This is a genomic window from Ralstonia pickettii (assembly GCF_001699815.1).
GTDB classification, from domain to species: domain Bacteria; phylum Pseudomonadota; class Gammaproteobacteria; order Burkholderiales; family Burkholderiaceae; genus Ralstonia; species Ralstonia thomasii.
Map to the genome: position 1 here is coordinate 1 of NZ_MCGB01000085.1, position 16646 is coordinate 16646.

The 16646-nt window shown below is 65.5% G+C and carries 14 protein-coding genes; 9 read left to right on the forward strand and 5 right to left on the reverse strand.

Annotated elements, in window-relative coordinates; all coding sequences use genetic code 11:
* The 5 genes from BEK68_RS25955 to BEK68_RS17375 form a co-directional block, all read left to right on the forward strand.
* Positions 1 to 293, forward strand: a 293-nt coding sequence (locus tag BEK68_RS25955; RefSeq protein ID WP_212634775.1) for a hypothetical protein, incomplete at its 5' end; no start/stop codon positions are given.
* A 233-nt stretch (positions 294 to 526) separates the two neighbouring features.
* The gene (locus tag BEK68_RS17360) at positions 527 to 3343 is read left to right on the forward strand and encodes a sensor histidine kinase (RefSeq protein ID WP_012436775.1); all 2817 of its coding nucleotides are present in this window, start codon (positions 527 to 529) and stop codon (positions 3341 to 3343) included.
* A gap of 137 nt (positions 3344 to 3480) precedes the next feature.
* Complete coding sequence (locus tag BEK68_RS17365) at positions 3481 to 4287, forward strand: MetQ/NlpA family ABC transporter substrate-binding protein (protein ID WP_004628477.1); 807 nt, start codon at positions 3481 to 3483, stop codon at positions 4285 to 4287.
* Positions 4288 to 5230: 943 nt separating this feature from the next.
* Positions 5231 to 6445 (forward strand): EAL domain-containing response regulator, encoded by a 1215-nt coding sequence (locus BEK68_RS17370; RefSeq protein ID WP_012436776.1) that lies wholly within the window; start codon positions 5231 to 5233, stop codon positions 6443 to 6445.
* Between the two features lie 242 nt (positions 6446 to 6687).
* On the forward strand, positions 6688 to 7335 hold the full coding sequence (locus BEK68_RS17375; protein ID WP_004628473.1) for a response regulator transcription factor: 648 nt from the start codon (positions 6688 to 6690) through the stop codon (positions 7333 to 7335).
* A 10-nt stretch (positions 7336 to 7345) separates the two neighbouring features.
* Here BEK68_RS17375 and BEK68_RS17380 read toward each other — a convergent pair whose 3' ends face one another.
* Positions 7346 to 8086 (reverse strand): aquaporin, encoded by a 741-nt coding sequence (locus BEK68_RS17380; protein WP_012436777.1) that lies wholly within the window; start codon positions 8084 to 8086, stop codon positions 7346 to 7348.
* Positions 8087 to 8259: 173 nt separating this feature from the next.
* Positions 8260 to 9726, reverse strand: a complete 1467-nt coding sequence (locus tag BEK68_RS17385; RefSeq protein ID WP_012436778.1) for an MFS transporter — start codon at positions 9724 to 9726, stop codon at positions 8260 to 8262.
* Positions 9727 to 9850: 124 nt separating this feature from the next.
* On the opposite strand from BEK68_RS17385, the gene BEK68_RS17390 reads away from it, so the two are divergent.
* Complete coding sequence (locus tag BEK68_RS17390) at positions 9851 to 10696, forward strand: helix-turn-helix transcriptional regulator (RefSeq protein ID WP_012436779.1); 846 nt, start codon at positions 9851 to 9853, stop codon at positions 10694 to 10696.
* A 4-nt stretch (positions 10697 to 10700) separates the two neighbouring features.
* Here BEK68_RS17390 and BEK68_RS17395 read toward each other — a convergent pair whose 3' ends face one another.
* Both BEK68_RS17395 and BEK68_RS17400 read right to left on the reverse strand, forming a co-directional pair.
* Positions 10701 to 11300 (reverse strand): hydrolase, encoded by a 600-nt coding sequence (locus BEK68_RS17395; protein ID WP_012436780.1) that lies wholly within the window; start codon positions 11298 to 11300, stop codon positions 10701 to 10703.
* A 23-nt stretch (positions 11301 to 11323) separates the two neighbouring features.
* On the reverse strand, positions 11324 to 11758 hold the full coding sequence (locus BEK68_RS17400; protein ID WP_004628463.1) for a PaaI family thioesterase: 435 nt from the start codon (positions 11756 to 11758) through the stop codon (positions 11324 to 11326).
* 295 nt (positions 11759 to 12053) lie between these two features.
* Between BEK68_RS17400 and BEK68_RS17405 the strand changes: the two genes are divergently transcribed.
* Complete coding sequence (locus BEK68_RS17405) at positions 12054 to 13181, forward strand: porin (protein ID WP_004628462.1); 1128 nt, start codon at positions 12054 to 12056, stop codon at positions 13179 to 13181.
* Between the two features lie 18 nt (positions 13182 to 13199).
* Here BEK68_RS17405 and BEK68_RS17410 read toward each other — a convergent pair whose 3' ends face one another.
* Positions 13200 to 14249 (reverse strand): ABC transporter substrate-binding protein, encoded by a 1050-nt coding sequence (locus BEK68_RS17410; RefSeq protein ID WP_012436781.1) that lies wholly within the window; start codon positions 14247 to 14249, stop codon positions 13200 to 13202.
* 147 nt (positions 14250 to 14396) lie between these two features.
* On the opposite strand from BEK68_RS17410, the gene BEK68_RS17415 reads away from it, so the two are divergent.
* On the forward strand, positions 14397 to 15077 hold the full coding sequence (locus tag BEK68_RS17415; protein WP_004628458.1) for a response regulator: 681 nt from the start codon (positions 14397 to 14399) through the stop codon (positions 15075 to 15077).
* Positions 15055 to 16506, forward strand: a complete 1452-nt coding sequence (locus tag BEK68_RS17420; RefSeq protein ID WP_012436782.1) for a sensor histidine kinase — start codon at positions 15055 to 15057, stop codon at positions 16504 to 16506. The genes BEK68_RS17415 and BEK68_RS17420 overlap by 23 nt, the downstream gene beginning before the upstream one ends.
* The last annotated feature ends 140 nt before the right edge of the window (positions 16507 to 16646 follow it).

A 16646-nucleotide genomic window follows, 5' to 3' on the forward strand; every position in this document is an offset into this window, starting at 1 on the left:
CGTTCCCTGCCGGGACCGACTTACTTTTCTTTGTCTTGCCAAAGAAAGTAAGCAAAGAAAGGCGCGCCCGAGATGGCGACTTCCCCTTGAATTTGTGTGACCGGGCGGAGAGGGAGGCAAACTCGCTGCGCTCAGACAGGCCTCCCTCTTTTTTCCGCCCGCTCACAAAAATTCAAGGCGCCATCAAGGGCCTAACGTCAAAAGAAAAAGGCCAACCCGTCGCGAGGTTGGCCTTGTCGTTTGGGCGTGCGTTTAGTTGGTGTGGCTTTTGTCCTTTGACTTTCCTGCCCTAGATGGCGCCTTCAATTTTCGTAAGCGGGCGGAAAAAAAGGCGGGGAACTGTCTGAGCGCAGCGAGTTTTCCCCGCCTCCGCCCGGTTACGGAAATTGAAGGAATCTTTCGCCATCTCGGGCGCGCCTTTCTTTGCTTACTTTCTTTGGCAAGACAAAGAAAGTGAGTCAGCCCCGGCAGGGGATGAAACAAGGGATGCACCACAAGAACAAAAAAGCACCCAAAAATACAAACCATGCCAGCCGACCAGCGCCCGAACCCCGACCAACTCCTAGCCGAACTCCAATCCGGCCAAGAGCAGTCCGCCCGCGGCAAACTCCGCATCTATTTCGGCGCCTCGGCCGGCGTAGGCAAAACCTACGCGATGCTGGCAGCAGCCAAGGCCGCTCGCGCAGCCGGCATCGACGCCGTCATCGGCCTGGTCGAAACCCACGGCCGCGCCGAAACCGCCGCGCTGGTCGCCGACCTCGAACACCTTCCCACCCGCCAGATCGAATACAAGGGCCGTACGCTGCCTGAGTTCGATCTGGATGCCGCGCTGGCGCGAAAGCCCGCACTCATCCTCGTCGATGAGCTTGCCCACTCCAACGTGGCGGGCTCGCGCCACCCCAAGCGCTGGCAGGACATTGAGGATTTGCTCGCCGCAGGCATCGACGTCTGGACCACCGTCAACGTCCAGCATCTCGACAGCCTGAACGAGGCCGTCGGCAGCATCACCGGCATCCGCGTGTGGGAAACCGTGCCGGATGCGGTGTTCGATGCGGCCAACGAAGTCATCCTCGTCGACCTGCCCGCCGATGAACTGCTGCGCCGCCTGGCCGAGGGCAAGGTCTACATGCCCGAGCAGGCGCAGCATGCGGCGCGCAATTTCTTTCGCAAGGGCAACCTCATCGCCCTGCGCGAACTCGCCCTGCGCCGCACCGCCGACCGCGTCGACGATGACGTGCAGGCCTATCGCCGCGCGCGTCGCATTGAAAACGTCTGGCGCACGCGCGAGACCGTCGTTGCGTGCCTGGACCCGCAGGGCGATGGTGAACAGGTCATCCGCAGCGCCGCGCGTCTGGCCGCGCAACTGGAATGCGACTGGCATGCGGTGGCGGTGGTGATGCCGCATCTGCGTGCCGCCGATGCGCGCACCGAGCGTTTGCATGCCCTGCTCAAGCTGGCACAAGACGCCGGTGCCAAGGTGGAGACGCTGGCCGGCACCAACGCCGTCGAGGCAATCACCGGTTATATCCGCCGCCACAACATCACCAAGGCGGTGATCGGGCGGCCGCCGGAGAAGCGCTGGCGATCGGCGCGGGCCATCGTCGTTGCGCTGCGGCTGGCGATCGGGCTGGAGCGCCGCCTGCCCAGCGGTGACTTTGCCGAAGCGCTCGCACGACATTGCCCCGAGGTCGACGTGATTCGCGCCGCGGCGGACCCGGCGCATATCCAGCTCACGCCGCGCGCAGCAGAGGTCGGCCGTGCTGATGTGCGCAGCGAAGCCCAGCGCGCGGCCGATGCGCAGGCCGGTTGGCTCAAGCCGTCTTACGTGGCCGCGTGCGTGTATGTGGGCGTGGCGACAGCGTTGTCCAGCCTCGTGCGGCCGGTGTTCGACCTGGCCAACATCGTCATGCTGTTCCTGGCGGCGGTGGTGGCGGTGGCGATGCGCCATGGGCGGGGTCCGGCAGCGCTGGCTTCGGTGCTGTCGGTGGCGCTGTTCGATTTCTTCTTCGTGCCGCCACGTTTTTCCTTTGCCGTGAGCGACGTACAGTACCTGCTGACCTTTGGGGTGATGCTGGCGGTCGGCATGCTGGTGGGCCAGTTGACGGCAGGCTTGCGTGAACAAGCGGAGGTAGCGGTGCAGCGCGAGGCGGCGGCACATGCGCTGTATGAGGCCGCACGCGAGTTGTCCGCCGCACTCACGCTGGACCAGATCGTCAGCATCGGTGGGCGCTTCGTCAACGCGACGTTTGGCGGGCGCTGCGCGTTCTTTTTCGTCGGGCTCGATGGGCGGCTGGGTGCGCCGCAAGTCGCCAAGCCCGAAGGCAGCACCGATGCACCGTCCGGCATGCCAAACCTGGACCGCGTGCTGGCCGATTGGACATACCAGCACGGCCAGCCTGCCGGTACGGGCACGCACACGCTGCCGTCGGGTTCGGTGCTGTATCTGCCCTTGAAAGCGCCGATGGCCATTCGCGGTGTGCTGGCCGTGGAGCCCGAAACCTTCCACGTGCTCGCACAACCCGACAACCGCCGCCAGATCGACGCCTGCGCCACGCTCGTCGCCATCGCCATTGAGCGCGTGCATTACGTGGAAGTGGCCCGCGACGCCTTGGTGCGGATTGAATCGGAGCGGCTGCGCAATTCACTGCTGGCCGCCGTGTCGCACGATTTGCGCACACCGCTCACGGGCCTGGTGGGGATGGCCGAAACACTATTGCGCGCGCAGCCGCCCCTGCCCCCGCTGCAGGCAGAAGCTGCGGCCGCCATTGGGCAGCAGGCGCAGCGCATGCGTACGATGGTCACCAACCTGCTCGACATGGCGCGCCTGCAGAACCAGGACGTCAAGCTGCGGCTGGAGTGGCAATCGGTGGAGGAACTCGTCGGCGCGGCGTTGCAGGCGAATCCATTGCCCGATCATCGTGTGGTCGTGGATCACCTCGCAGCCCTGCCGCTCATCCGCTGCGACGGGCCGCTGATGGAGCGCGTGCTGTCGAATCTGTTGGAGAACGCGGGCAAATTTGCGCCGGCCGGCACCGAGGTGCGTATCTCTGGCGAGATTGTCCACGACGAAGCACGCGGCAACGAACTCCGCCTGCGTGTGCGCGACCACGGCCCCGGCGTGCCGGCGGGTTCGGTGCAGACCATCTTCGAGAAGTTCACGCGCGGCGAGAAGGAATCGGCCACCACCGGCGTCGGCCTGGGCCTGGCCGTGTGCGAGGCCATCGTGAGTGCACATCACGGCCGCATCTGGGTGGAGGCACCGGCTGACGGCGGCGCGTGCTTCGTTGTCGCCCTGCCCGCCGCCGAGCCGCCGCCTGTGGAAGACGCCGAGCCCATCGCCTAGCCTGGCTGCACCGTTGTAGGGCATATGGACATGCCGAAAAAGTCGTTCGGTTACATACGCTGTTATGACAGGATCACGTCACACGCCCGCCACCCGCGGGCGGATTTCATTCACGACAAGATCCACGAGGTTTCTCCATGTCCCTGTTCTCCCGCCTTGCGCGGGTGGCCGTACCGGCCATCGCCTTTGCCGTTGCCACCGCTGCCCACGCCGATACCAAGCAGATCAAGCTCGGCACCATGAGCGGCCCCGATGCGCAAATCTGGGAAGTCGTTCAGAAGGTTGCCAAGAAGGATGGCCTCGACGTCAAGATCATCGAGTTCAACGACTACGCTCAGCCCAACCCCGCGCTCGATTCGGGCGACCTGGACGCCAACGGCTTCCAGCACCAGCCCTTCCTCGACAGCCAGATCCAGGCGCGCCATTACAAGATCGTCAATGTTGGCCTGACCTACGTGGCGCCGATGGGCTTCTACTCGAAGAAGATCAAGTCGCTGGCGCAGCTCAAGGAAGGCGCCAAAGTCGGCATCCAGAACGACCCGTCCAATGGCAACCGCGCGCTGCTGCTGCTGCAGAAGGCAGGCGTGATCAAGCTCAAGGCGGGCGCCGGCACGAACGGCAACAACGCGACGCCGCGTGACGTGGTCGAGAACCCGAAGAAGATCAAGCTGATTGAGTTGGATTCGGCGCAGCTGCCGCGCTCGCTGGATGATCTGGACGCCGCTTCGATCAATACCGACTACGCGGTCAAGAACGGCCTGACGCCGACCAAGGACGCCATCGCACTGGAAGATCGTCAGGGTCCGTACGCCAACCTGATCGCCGTGCGTGAAAAAGACAAAAACCAGCCGTGGGTGAAGACGCTGGTGCGCGCCTACCAATCGGAAGACGTGCGCAAGTTCATCGACACGCAGTTCAAGGGTGCGATCTTGCCGGCGTTTTAAGCGGCGGCTGCTAAGTCAGCGGTTACTTTCGCGGGCTGACCCGAGATTGAAGCGTGGCATGCCGGGAGCCTGTCCAGTCTTCCGGTGCGCCGCCGCGTTTTGTTGCGCTGCGGCATTATGTGACAGGTGCAATCGTTTTCGTCACGCGTGGCGCCGTGGCAACGCTTGTAGCCTCTCGTTACATTAAGTAGTTCTACGTTATTGCAACGCAACAAACGATTCGCTATAGTAGGAACTGTCTCCTCCACCCTCCTTGGTGGATTGTGGCCCGAGCACTTGGTGCTCGGGCTTTTTTCTTTGGCGCGCGGCTTTTGTTCTTCTTCCGGCCGCCTTGCATCTCGGCCGGTTCCGGCTACCCTGAATTCTCGATTTTTCTGCGTGTTTCCCTCGGCGGCGTTGCCCGATAGCAACGAGCACGGATTTTTCAAGCGTGCGCTTCGAGCCACGCTTCAATCACTGCCACGCACGTCGGCGGAGAAAGATCAAAGCGCTGTTTGAATCACGTTGTCGCTGCGAATGTGCGCGCAACAGCGTGCTTTGTGCCGCTAACATCGCGAAATTGCGTCAGTTTTTGTCCTACAAGGCTTTCGGCGAACCCCGGACAGTCTGACTGCACCCCCTCTACTAAACTTCACCTTGCTCTCTCTTTAGAGAGCACTCCCCCCCTTTTGAGCCCGCCCCTGTTGCGGGCTTCATTTTTTTCGGGCACGATTTCCTCCATCCCGACGCTGTCGACACCGGCGCCGGAAGCTCAAAAGGTTGGGGGAATCTCTCAAGGCCCGCGCAGTTGAAAAGCTGCGCGGGCTTTGTTTTTTCCGGCGCCGCGTGCTGACTTCGCCTGACAAGGCTCCCCGGCGGTGATTCAATGGCGGCTGATGGTGCCGTCACACAGCGCAAACGGGATGCGCCTCGGCCCGATACCCACAACAACAAGGACTGGCCGATGGAAGGTTTCGCGCAACTCGCCGTGCTGGTGGTGGATGACCACCCCGTGCAACGGGCTGCCGCCCGGCAACTGCTCCATACGCTGGGCGTGCAGCAGATCCTGACCGCGTGCGACGGCCGCGAGGCGCTCTACCTCCTGCAGCTTTGCCACGTCGATCTGGTGCTGTGCGACATCGACATGCCCGCGATGAACGGTCCCGAACTGATGGAGCAGATGCACTTGCGCGGCAGCCGCATCTTTCCGCGACAGGCGCCCGTGTGGGCGTGGGTCAGTGCGATGGATGCGCCAATCGTCGAGTCGCATGTCAGCCTGGCCGATGCGATCGGGTTGACGCGCACGCGCGGCGTGCAGAAGCCGCTGCGCCCGGCACACGTGCTGCCGCTGCTGGAAGAAGCCGCCGCGCGCGAACGGGACCGGGCGCCTGCCGCAACCGCCGGCTTGCCGCAGTTTTCTGACCACGAACTTGCCGCGCTTATCCACGAAACGCCCGAGCAGATAGAGGTCGTATTCCAACCCCAGCACGATCTGGCCAGCAACCAGATCGCCGGCGCCGAGGCGCTTTGCCGCTGGATGCACCCGGTGCATGGGCGCGTGTCGCCCGCCGCGTTCGTGCCGCGTCTGGAAGCGCTGGGGCTGGCGGACGGCCTGTTCTTCCACGTGTTGGAGCATTGCGTGCGCGTGCAGCACGCGCTGTCCGCGCATGCGTACCCCGTTTCGATTGGCGTGAATGCGTCTGCGCAGACGCTGAGCCGGGCCGGCACCGTCGACCGCATCGATGCCATCGTGCGCGAGGCGCGTATTGCGCCGGGCGCCATCGCCATCGAGCTGACGGAGGATTCGCCGGTGCACGATGCCGCGCAGCTCACCATCGCGCTCAACCGCTTGCGCCTGCTGGGCCATCCTCTGGCCATCGACGATTTTGGCGTGGGCATTGCCACGCTCAAGCTGCTGGCGGATCTGCCCTTCACCATTCTCAAGATCGATCGCTCTTTTACGGCCGCGGTGGACCAGGCCAGCCAGCGCGGCGTGATCTGCCGCACGATGATCGAGCTGGCGCGCGCGCTGCATCTCGAGTGCATTGCCGAAGGGGTGGAAACCGAAGCGCAGCGCCAGACGCTGCGCGCTTTGGGCTGTGCGACCGGGCAAGGCTATCTGTGGGCGGCACCACTGTCGGTGACCGCGTTTCTTGCGCACGTGCAGGCGGCGGCTTAAGGGCGAACGCCACCGCGTCATTCAGTTTTCCTCAACCCAGATAGAAGCAGCTTCTGCCCCGAAAGGTTACGCGGAGCCAAAGTAAGAAAAGTCTGATCCCGCAGGGCATATCCGGTGAGTAAGGTACCGGCTCCTTTCAGCGGCGCTCCTGACTTCCATGACGGCTCCGATCTCTTCCACCCTGTTGCTCGCCGCGCCGGCCATGTCCTCCACGGCGACGCGCCTGACCTGACGGCGTGCGCATGTGCCCTGTCCTCTCGATCGTGCTGGCAGACGATCATCCGGTGATTCTCATGGGGCTGGCGGCGGCAATTGGGCAGTTTCCACAGCAGCAGGTCGTCGCACAGGCACACGACGGGCGCGAGCTGATGCAGGTGCTTGCGCACATCGACTGCAACGTCATCGTTACGGACTACAACCTGGGTGGCGAACCCGCCTTCGATGGCATGCAACTGCTGGTGCGCCTGCGTCAGCAGCATCCCAGGTGCGGCATCGTCGTCTGCACGATGGTCCACAATCCGGCGCTGTTACGCGGCATGCGGCAGATTGGCGTGGCTGGGATCGTCAGCAAGAACGATGACTTTGTTCATGCCGGACACGCCGTCATGGCGGCCGCGCGCGGCGTGCGCTATGACAGCCCGCGCATTCTGGAAGAGGCGGGACTCGGTTCCAACGACCGGAATGGGTTCGAGCGGCTGAGCGCACGTGAGCGGGAAGTGCTTCGCCTGTATGCCGCGGGCACGGCCGTGTCGGACATCGCACAGATGCTCGGTTCGAGCGTGAAGACCGTCAGCACACAGAAGGCCGTAGCATTGCGCAAGCTGGGCCTGGTGCGCGAAATCGATCTCTTTCAGTACGCCCGCGCCAGCGGGCTGACAGCGCCCCGCTGAGCGCCGGTCATCAACTTGCCTGGCGATGCATCGGCACGGCTTGCGCTGGTGCGATGGTGGTGCCGGATGCCAGCGCGGGTGCTGCGTCCACACCCATCAGCCAATTGAACAACGGCGTTGCCAGCAACGTGCCCACCAGTTGCGCCAGCATGTAGCCCGGGACATCGCTGGGGCGGATGCCGGAGGGGCCGTCGGTCAGCGCGCAGGCAAGAGCCAACGCGGGGTTGGCCAGCGATGACGACGACGTGAACCAGTACCCGGCCGCGATATAGGCGGCCACCACCAGCGGCAATTGCTTTGGCGCATGACGGCCGCATGCGATGCCCACCCCGATCAGTCCGAACGTTGCCAGCGCTTCGCTCCACCACAGCGCCGGCCCTGTGGCGGCGTGAGTGCCCGCTGCCCACGCCGGCATGCCGAACATGCCATGCGCGGCTGCCACACCCAGCGCGGCGCCCACGGCCTGTGCAGCCTGATAGGCCAGCGCCTCATGCCCACGCAGACCGCCCCGCAGCAACGCGGACAGCGTGACCGCCGGGTTCAGGTGCGCCCCCGACACTGGCGCGAACACCGTCAGCAGCGCCAGCAAACCGGCGCCGCCGGCCAGCGATTGCGCCAGCAGCGTCCAGGTGGCATCGCCGCCGGAGAGCCGGCTTGCGTGGATGCCCGTGCCGATCACTACCGCAATCAGCAAGGCCGTACCAAGCCCTTCCGCGACGATGCGGCGAGCCAGGGACGGTGGAGCAGACATGGCCGAAGCCGCGGTACGAAGGTGGGAAACAGTGGCCATGCGGGAAGAAGGCGAGCAATGCCAAGCGCATCGCGCGGGAGTGTGGAATCACCGCTGCGGCCGATCAATGCACACGGGCGCGCTTGTGTCGCGCGCCCGAGTATCGAATGGTGGAAGTGGTTTGATGGTGCGGCTCAGGCCGGACTTGCCGCGCTAGCGGCCGCCAGTTGCCGCTGCTGTGCCCCGAGCCGCGCAAAGCCCACGGCCGCTGCGCCGAGCGCTGCCAGCATGGCGATGCATCCCGCCATCGTGCCGCGCGCCATGCCGTTGGCACCGCCGGCAGCGGCAAAGGTGAAATACAGCCCGCCGATACAGGCGACGCCCAGTGCGCCTGCCAACTGCTGCACGGTAATCAGCAGCCCCGCCGCTGCGCCGGCCTGCGTACGCGCAACGCCCGTCAGCACCAGGCCGATCAGCGGGACGACGACCAGGCCTTGCCCTGCCCCGTACAGCGCCACGGCAATCCCGATGCGCATCATGCTCGGCGCGGCGGGGTGCGCCCATTCCGTACCGAAGCCCGACAGCAGCACCAGCAGCCCCAACGCCATCAGGCCGAGGCCCGCCAGCAGCGCGCGAACGCCATGGCGCCGCACTAGCGCATTCGCCACCCGCGACGTCATCAGAAAGGTGATCGCCAGGGGCAGGATGGCAACGCCCATGCGCACCGCAGACAGCTGCCGCCCGTTCTGCAGATACAGCGTCAGCACCAGGAAGAACGCCATCATCCCGATGTAGTGCAGCGCCGACGCCGTCAGGCCCGTCATGAAGGCGCGATGCTGCAGCAAGGTGGGCGGCAGCAGCGGCGTCCCGCCGGCGCGGTCGACACGGGCCTCGAGCTGCTGGAACGTTGCCATGCCCAGCACGCCTACGACCAGCAGTGCCAGGGTCCACACCGGCCAGTGCAGCTCGCGGCCGAACAGCAGCGGCACCAGCACGGCGGCCACGCTGACGGCCATCCACGCCACGCCGGCGGTATCGAGATGCACCTTTGCGGCGTCGGCGCTCGGGTGCGGAATCCAGCGCCAGCCAAGCAGCGCGGCAGTCAAACCGACCGGCACGTTGATCAGGAAGGCCGAGCGCCAGCCCAGCCCGGCGATGTCGGCGCTGGTGAGTGCGCCGCCCACCAGCAACCCGGCCGCCCCGCCGGTGCCCATCACCAGGCCGAAAATCGACAGCGCGCGGTCGCGCTCGGCGCCGGCAAAGAGCGCCTGCACGCTCGCCAGCACCTGCGGCACCATCATCGCGGCCGACAGGCCCTGCGCGAAACGCCATGCGATCAGCGCCGCCGCGCTGCCTGCCAGCCCACAACCGGCCGAGGTGGCGGTAAAGGCGACGAGACCGAGCAGGAACACGCGCCTGCGACCGAACAGATCGCCCAGACGGCCGCCAGTGATGAGCAGAATCGCATAGCCAAGCTGGTACACCGCCAGCACGGCCTCGAGTTGCGCGGGTGTGGCATGCAGGCTTGTGCGGATGCTCGGGATCGCCACATTGGCAATGAACGCATCGACGATGAACATGAATTGCGCCGTCACCATCACTCCAAAGGCGAGCCAGCGGCGGGGTTCGGATACGGAGGAAGCAGAAGAAAGGCAGGTCACGATCGGCTCCGGAAAGAGGGATGAACGCAGCGTAGGTGCGCGAGCCGATTCGATGCAGAGCTAGGATTAACCTAGGATTAGCTTGTCCCTCCCACCTGCGCATGCCAGCGTGTGTAATACCGCCATGGACGATTTCACCGCCGACCTTGCGCCCTTGCCCGCCGCGCCCCGCAACGAGCTGGGCGAGTTCCTGCGCAGCCGCCGCAGCCATCTGCGTCCGCAGGACGTGGGGCTGCCCGAGGGCAGCGGGCGCCGCCGTACCGCCGGGCTGCGCCGGGAAGAAGTCGCGCAGCTCGCCAACATCAGCATCGATTGGTATGTGCGCATCGAGCAGGGGCGCGACGTGCGGCCCTCGGTGGCGACCATCGAGGCGATCGGGCGGGCGCTGAAGCTGTCTTCGGATGAGCGCGCGCACATGCGGGGCCTGGCGCGCGCGGAGTCGGTCTTGACGGGTGCCGCGGCTGCGGCGTCCGGGCGTTCAGCCGCCGAAGCAGTGCCCGATGTCCTGCGCCGGGCCGTTGCCGGCATGGTCTTGCCCGCCCACGTGCGCAGCTATCGCACGGAGCTGCTGTGCTGGAACGAGGCGACCTCGGAACTCTTCATGGATTTCGGCACGATGCCACCGGAAGACCGCAACTCGCTGGTCTACATGTTCCTGTACGCCAATGCGCGCGAGCGTTTTGTCGAGTGGGAAAACGAGGCGCGCCGCATGCTGGCGAAGTTTCGCGCGGTGTACGACCCGCATGCAGACGACCCGGTGCTCGTGGCGCTGGTCGACCGGCTGCGCGCCTGCAGCCGCGAGTTCGATACGTGGTGGCGTCAGCACGAAGTGCGCGCCCAGCGTGCAGAACATAAGCTGATCCGCACGCCCGGCGGCCAGGTCGTCCGCTACGACTACATCGGCCTGCCGGTAATGGAAGACCCGCGCCTGCGCATGGTGCTGTACGTGCCCGTCGGGGACGGGGCCTGAAAGCTCAGGCCGTCAAGGCCGAGAGGATGGTGCCGGTGTCGCGCACGCGGCCCAGTCGCGGGAATACGTTCTCCACCGACGACCGATGCATGGCCGCATCGTTCGAGCTCATCGCATCTTCGGCCAGCACCAGCGCGTAGCCGTGTTCCCACGCGGCGCGCGCGGTCGATTCGACGCCTACATGCGTCGAGATACCGCCCAGCACGATGGTGGTGATGCCGCGACGGCGCAACTGCAGATCCAGCTCGGTGCCGTAGAACGCGCCCCATTGGCGCTTGGTGATCTGGATGTCGGTGGGTGCGACTTCCAGCTCGGCGGGCTGTTCCCACCATTGCGGCGGCAGACCGCCCGGCTGTGTGGGCGCGGGCCGGTCGACGGGCTGGCGCGGCGCATCGGCGTAGTCGGGCGCCCACCCCACGCGCACCAGCACCACGGGCGCAGCCAGCTCGCGAAAGCACCTGGCGAGCCTGGCGGATGCGCCCAATACCTGCTCGGCCGAGTGCGGCCCCTGGGCAAACGGCAGGATGCCGCGTTGCAGGTCGATCAGCACCAGCGCGGTGGTTTTCGCAGACAAGGCAGACAGGGTTTGCAGCGGTTCAGACATCAGGTGCTCCAGGTCAATCGGAATCACGGACGGCGGATGACACACGTTGCCGTGGCGTGCGCGAGCAATGTGCCGTCCTGCGTCTTGAGCGTGCCCTCCGACACGCCGATCGTGCGCGAGAGATGCAGCACGCGCCCAACGGCCACCAGCGGTGTATCCACCGGCACGGCCTTCACCATCTTCACGTTCAGGTCAACCGTGCCGTAGCCGACGCCGGCTTCGAGCATCGAATGCACGGCGCAGCCGGTCACGGAGTCGAGCACCGTCGCCGCAAAGCCGCCGTGCACACCGCCCAGCGGATTGAGGTGGCGCTTGTCGGCCTGGGCACCGAAGTGCACGGTGCCTGCTTCGATGACATCCATCGTCATCGGGATGGTTTCGCTGATGGACGCGCGCGGGAGATCACCGTGCGACATGGCCTGCAGCAATTGCAGGCCGGTCATTTGGGACGGATGCATGGGCGGGGTCTGGTGGAGGTGAGATGAGACGAGGTGACTCGACACTCTACCGCGAGGCCGGTCGCCCGGCCTGCAATGCGTTGCATTGGGCGACGCAACAACCGCGCCGCTGCACACGCCCCAATGCGGGTAGACCCTAGCGTTGCGCGCATGCCGACGCGAAAGGCTCCAGAAAGGTGCCCCCTTCTACGCTCGCCCAGCGATTGCATCGGGCGGTCTGACCCACTGCCGTTGCGCGTTTCCCGAAGCCGGCATCACGACCGGACACCATCACCCACAAAGGAAGGAGACTTCAATGTCCCGCATCAAGTTTGCCCTTGCGGCAACTGCAGCTGCCGCGGCCACGCTGGCCGCCAGCGCCGCCCATGCCCAGTCAAACGTGACGCTTTACGGCCTGATTGACACCACCATCAGCACCGTCAACAACACCAACGCCGCGGGCGCGCGCACCACCGGTTTCCAGGTGCCCTGGTTCTCGGGCAGCCGCTGGGGCCTGACCGGCAAGGAAGATCTGGGCGGCGGCACGTCGGCCATCTTCAAGCTGGAATCGGAATTCGAGACGCCGACCGGCAACATGGACACCCCGGGCGTGTTGTTCAACCGCGACGCCTGGGTGGGTCTGTCGAGCGAATCGCTGGGCAAGCTGACCTTCGGCCGCCAGAACGCGATTGCGCGTGACATCTCTGGGATCTACGGCGACCCGTACACCAGCGAGAAAGTCGGTCTGGACGAAGGCGGCTACACCAACGTCAACAACTTCAAGCAGCTGATCTTCTACGCAGGCAGCGCCACCGGTACGCGCATGAACAACGGCGTGGTGTGGAAGAAGATGTGGGGCGGCCGCTTCCTGACGGCCCTGGGCTATCAGTTTGGTGAAGTGCCGGGCCAGTTTACGCAAGGCACCACAGAATCGTTGGCGCTGGGCTACAACGGCGACAACTTCCACCTCGCAGGCTTCGCGCAGCAAGCCAAGGTCAACGGCTTCATGGACCGCTCGTACTCGGTGGGCGGCAACGTGATCTTCGGCATGTTCCGCGTGAACGCCGGCTACTTCCACTACACCGGCGAGCAACCGGCCGCACTGGGCAACCGCAAGGACGACGCCTACACCGTGTCGCTGAAGATCGCTCCGCAAGGCGCCTTCGACTACGAAATCGGCTACCAGATCATGAAGGCCGGCAACGCCGCGTTCAGCGCCGATGGCAACACGCTCAACGCTTATGCCAACGTTGCGGGTGCCACGGCAGCGGGCAGCGGCCGCAAGAACACGCTGTACGGCTCGGTGTTCTACCACGTGTCCAAGCGCACGGAGTTCTACGTCGCGGCTGACTACATGAAGCTGAAAGATCAGTACATCGTGGGCGGCACCAACGGCCACAACAGCCAGACGGAGTTCGCCGTCGGTATGCGCACGCGCTTCTAAGCGCCTGTTTGGCTTGAGCTAGCGGCGCTCGCGCACCTGATCGACAAACCTGTTGGTGTAGGTGCGCGAGAGGTCGATGTGCTTGTCGCGCGCGTTGGCATTGCTGGCGGCGAGGACGCGCAGGACGGTGGGTGGGCCGTCGTCCGGCATGCGTCCGTCGGTGCTGAAGGTGGGCAACGCGGCGGCAAGCGCTTTTGTGTACAGCTCGGGATGATCGCGCCGGAATTCAGGCGGCATGCGGGCGGCAATGTCTTCTGCACCGTGCGTGTGCATGTAATGCAGGGTGCGCACGAATGCGTGGGCCAGTTTGGTAGCGATGTCCGGATGTGCTTCCAGCCATGCGGTCTGCAGGTACAGGCACGCGGCCGGGTACGAACCGCCGAGCGCCGCTCGTGTGCTCTCGAGCGTGCGCAAGTCGAGCAGCACGCGGGCCTCGCCGCTGTGCACGAGGCGCGAGACCGTCGGGTCGGTGGTCATGCCTGCATCGATGCGGCCGTTGCGCAGCGCAGTGACGAAACTGTGTTCCGCGCCAACCGGCAGCATGGTGTAGTCGCCGGCCGAGAGCCCCTGCTGCACCATCAGGTAGCGCGTGAGAAAGCTCGTGGATGCACCCAGCCCCGTCACGCCCAGCGTGCGGCCGCGCAAGTCACGCATCGACTGCACCGTCGCCGGCAAGCGTGTCGACACGACTTCCGCTTCGCCCGGCACCTGGCTGAATACGACAATGGCGCGCACTTCCTTGCCCTTGGCCTGGAGGTCGATGGTGTGGTCATAGAAGCCGACCACGCCTTGCGCAAAGCCGGTGAGCAGTTCGCTCTCCGCATCAACGCCGGCGGGCTGCGAGAGCAGTTCCACTTCGAGCCCTTCGTCGCGGAAATAGCCCAGACGTTGCGCCAGCGTGGCCGGCAGGTAGATCATCTTGGCGGTGCCGCTGACCATGAGCGTCAGGCGCGTCGGGTCTTGTGCGAGAGCATGCGAAGTTGCCACTGCCAGAAGGGCAGCGAGCCACGGCGTGATCCAGCCCCGGACGCCGTGTGCGCGGGCGGTCGTGCAGGTAAAAACACCCATTGAGTTGTCTCCGGCTCTTTTGTAGATATCGGTATCGCGCGGTCCGGATCTGGTGAGTGATGCCTCCGGCGCGCGTAGGCAGCCGCCACCATTCTAGGAAGCGGCAACCCACAAATCGCTTTCATTTTCCAGACGCGCTGTTTTCGCATGAAGCTGCTCCTGATCGAAGACAACGCCCCGCTGGCGCACTGGCTGTCCGAAGCCCTGCGCCGCGCCCAATTCACCGTGGATCACGCCAGCGATGGCGAATCCGCCGATACCCTGTTGCTGACGCAACACTACGACGTCGTGCTGCTCGATCTGCAATTGCCTACATTGTCAGGGCAAGGTGTATTGCAACGTTTGCGCGGCCGGCGCAACCCGGTGCCGGTGCTCATCCTGACAGCCAGCGGCGGGATCGACGACAAGGTCGCCTGCCTGGGTGCCGGCGCCGATGACTACCTCGTCAAACCATTCGAGATTCGCGAGCTGATTGCGCGGATTCAGGTGCTGGTGCGGCGCAGCACGCCAGATCAGTCTGTCGAGCTGCAATGCGGCGACCTGACATACCACACCGGCAGCCGCACCTTTAATCTGGCCGGCCAGCCCCTGGTGCTGCCCGCACGCGAGCACACGGTGCTTGAAATCCTGATGCTCAAGCTGGGTCGCACGGTGTCCAAACCGGCGCTGGTGAACGGCGTTTTCGGCATGGACGATGAAGCCAGCCCCGAGGCCATCGAGATCTATATCCACCGTCTGCGTAAGAAGCTGGAGCATTCCGCCGCCACCATCGTCACGCTGCGCGGCCTTGGTTACCTGCTGCGCGATGCCTCCGCCGCGCAGTCCTGATCAAGCGCCGGCGCAGTCCGCCCCGGCGCGTGCCCGCAGCCTGCGTGCGCGGCTGGTGCTATGGCTGGCGTTGCCGCTGGTCGTCTATGTGGCGGCCGATGGCTGGCTCGACCTGGCCGCCGCACGCCACAACGCCGATCTCGTACACTTTCATGCGCTGGACACGGCCGCCCAGATGATCAGCGGGCAGATCGAATGGGACGAAGGCCGCCTGCGCGTGTCGGTGCCGCCGGCTGCGCTGGCCGTGTTTGCCGCGCCCGAAACCCCGGTGCGCGATCAGGTGACGTACCAGGTCAGCACCGAGCACGGCCGCCTGCTGGCCGGGCGGCTCGACTTCGGCACGCGCCCCGCGTTTGACGCCGCCGGCCTGGCCGATGCCGGCACCTACACCGATACCGTGGAGGGCCAGCCGGTGCACGTGGCCGCCGTGGTGCGCACCATGTACGACGCCGGGCGCACCGAACGCGTCGTCACGCGCGTCGCGCAAACCATGAACGGGCGCGACGCGATGATCCGCCAGCTGTGGTGGCCCGCCACCGTGCGCCAGCTCGCGCTCGTGGGGCTGGCGTTGGCGATGATCCTCATCGGCCTGACCCTGGAGTTGCGGCCGATCTTGCGGCTGGCCGGTAATGTGTCGGCACGGGCGCCCACCGACCTCGCGCCGCTCGACCCCGACGGCCTGCAGCACGAGCTGCAGCCGATTGCCGGCGCGTTCAACCAGTACCTGCAGCGCATTGCCGACAACGCGATCACGCAGAAGCGCTTCATTGCCGATGCTGCGCACCAGATGCGCACGCCGCTGGCAATTCTCGATACGCAGATGCAGGTGGCGGCGCAAACGAACGCCGATGCCGCGCTGCATGAAGTCCTGAAGGCCGCGCGAACCAGCACACGCAACCTGGCGGACCTCATCAACGACTTGTTGCTGCTGTCTCAGGCCGAAGCATCGGCCGCGACGAGCGAGGCCGTCGACCTCTCGCATGTGGCGCGCACCGTGCTGGAAGACCTGGCGCTGCTGGCCGATGGCCGCCGGATCGATCTGGGGATCGAACCTGCCGAGCAGCCCGTATGGACGTCGGGCAACCGCACGCTGATTGCCGCCCTGTTGTTCAACCTGGTCGACAACGCTGTGCGTTACACGCAGGAAGGCGGCCACGTGACGGTGCAGGTGTCGGCGGACTACGGTTGGGCGATGCTGACCGTGACCGACAACGGCCCCGGCATTCCCCCCGAGGCCTACACACGCGTGTTCGAGCGCTTTACGCGTCTGGACGGCACGCAGACCCAGGGCACTGGCCTGGGCCTGGCGATCGTGCGGCAGATCGTCGATCGCATGGGCGGCCAGATTGCGCTGGCGCCCGGGCCCGGTGGCATCGGGCTGGCGGTGACGGTCTGGCTGCGGCGGACGAGCGCGCCCGCTGCAGGGTAAATCACCGCCCCTGCCTTACGGCTTCCGCACTTACTGCACCGACACAAACACCGGGTTCGAGTAGAACCACAGATCGTTGTAGTTGCGACCGTTGATGGCGTTGAAGCGCGCGGCGTTTTCCGTCACCGCGGTCTTCTGGT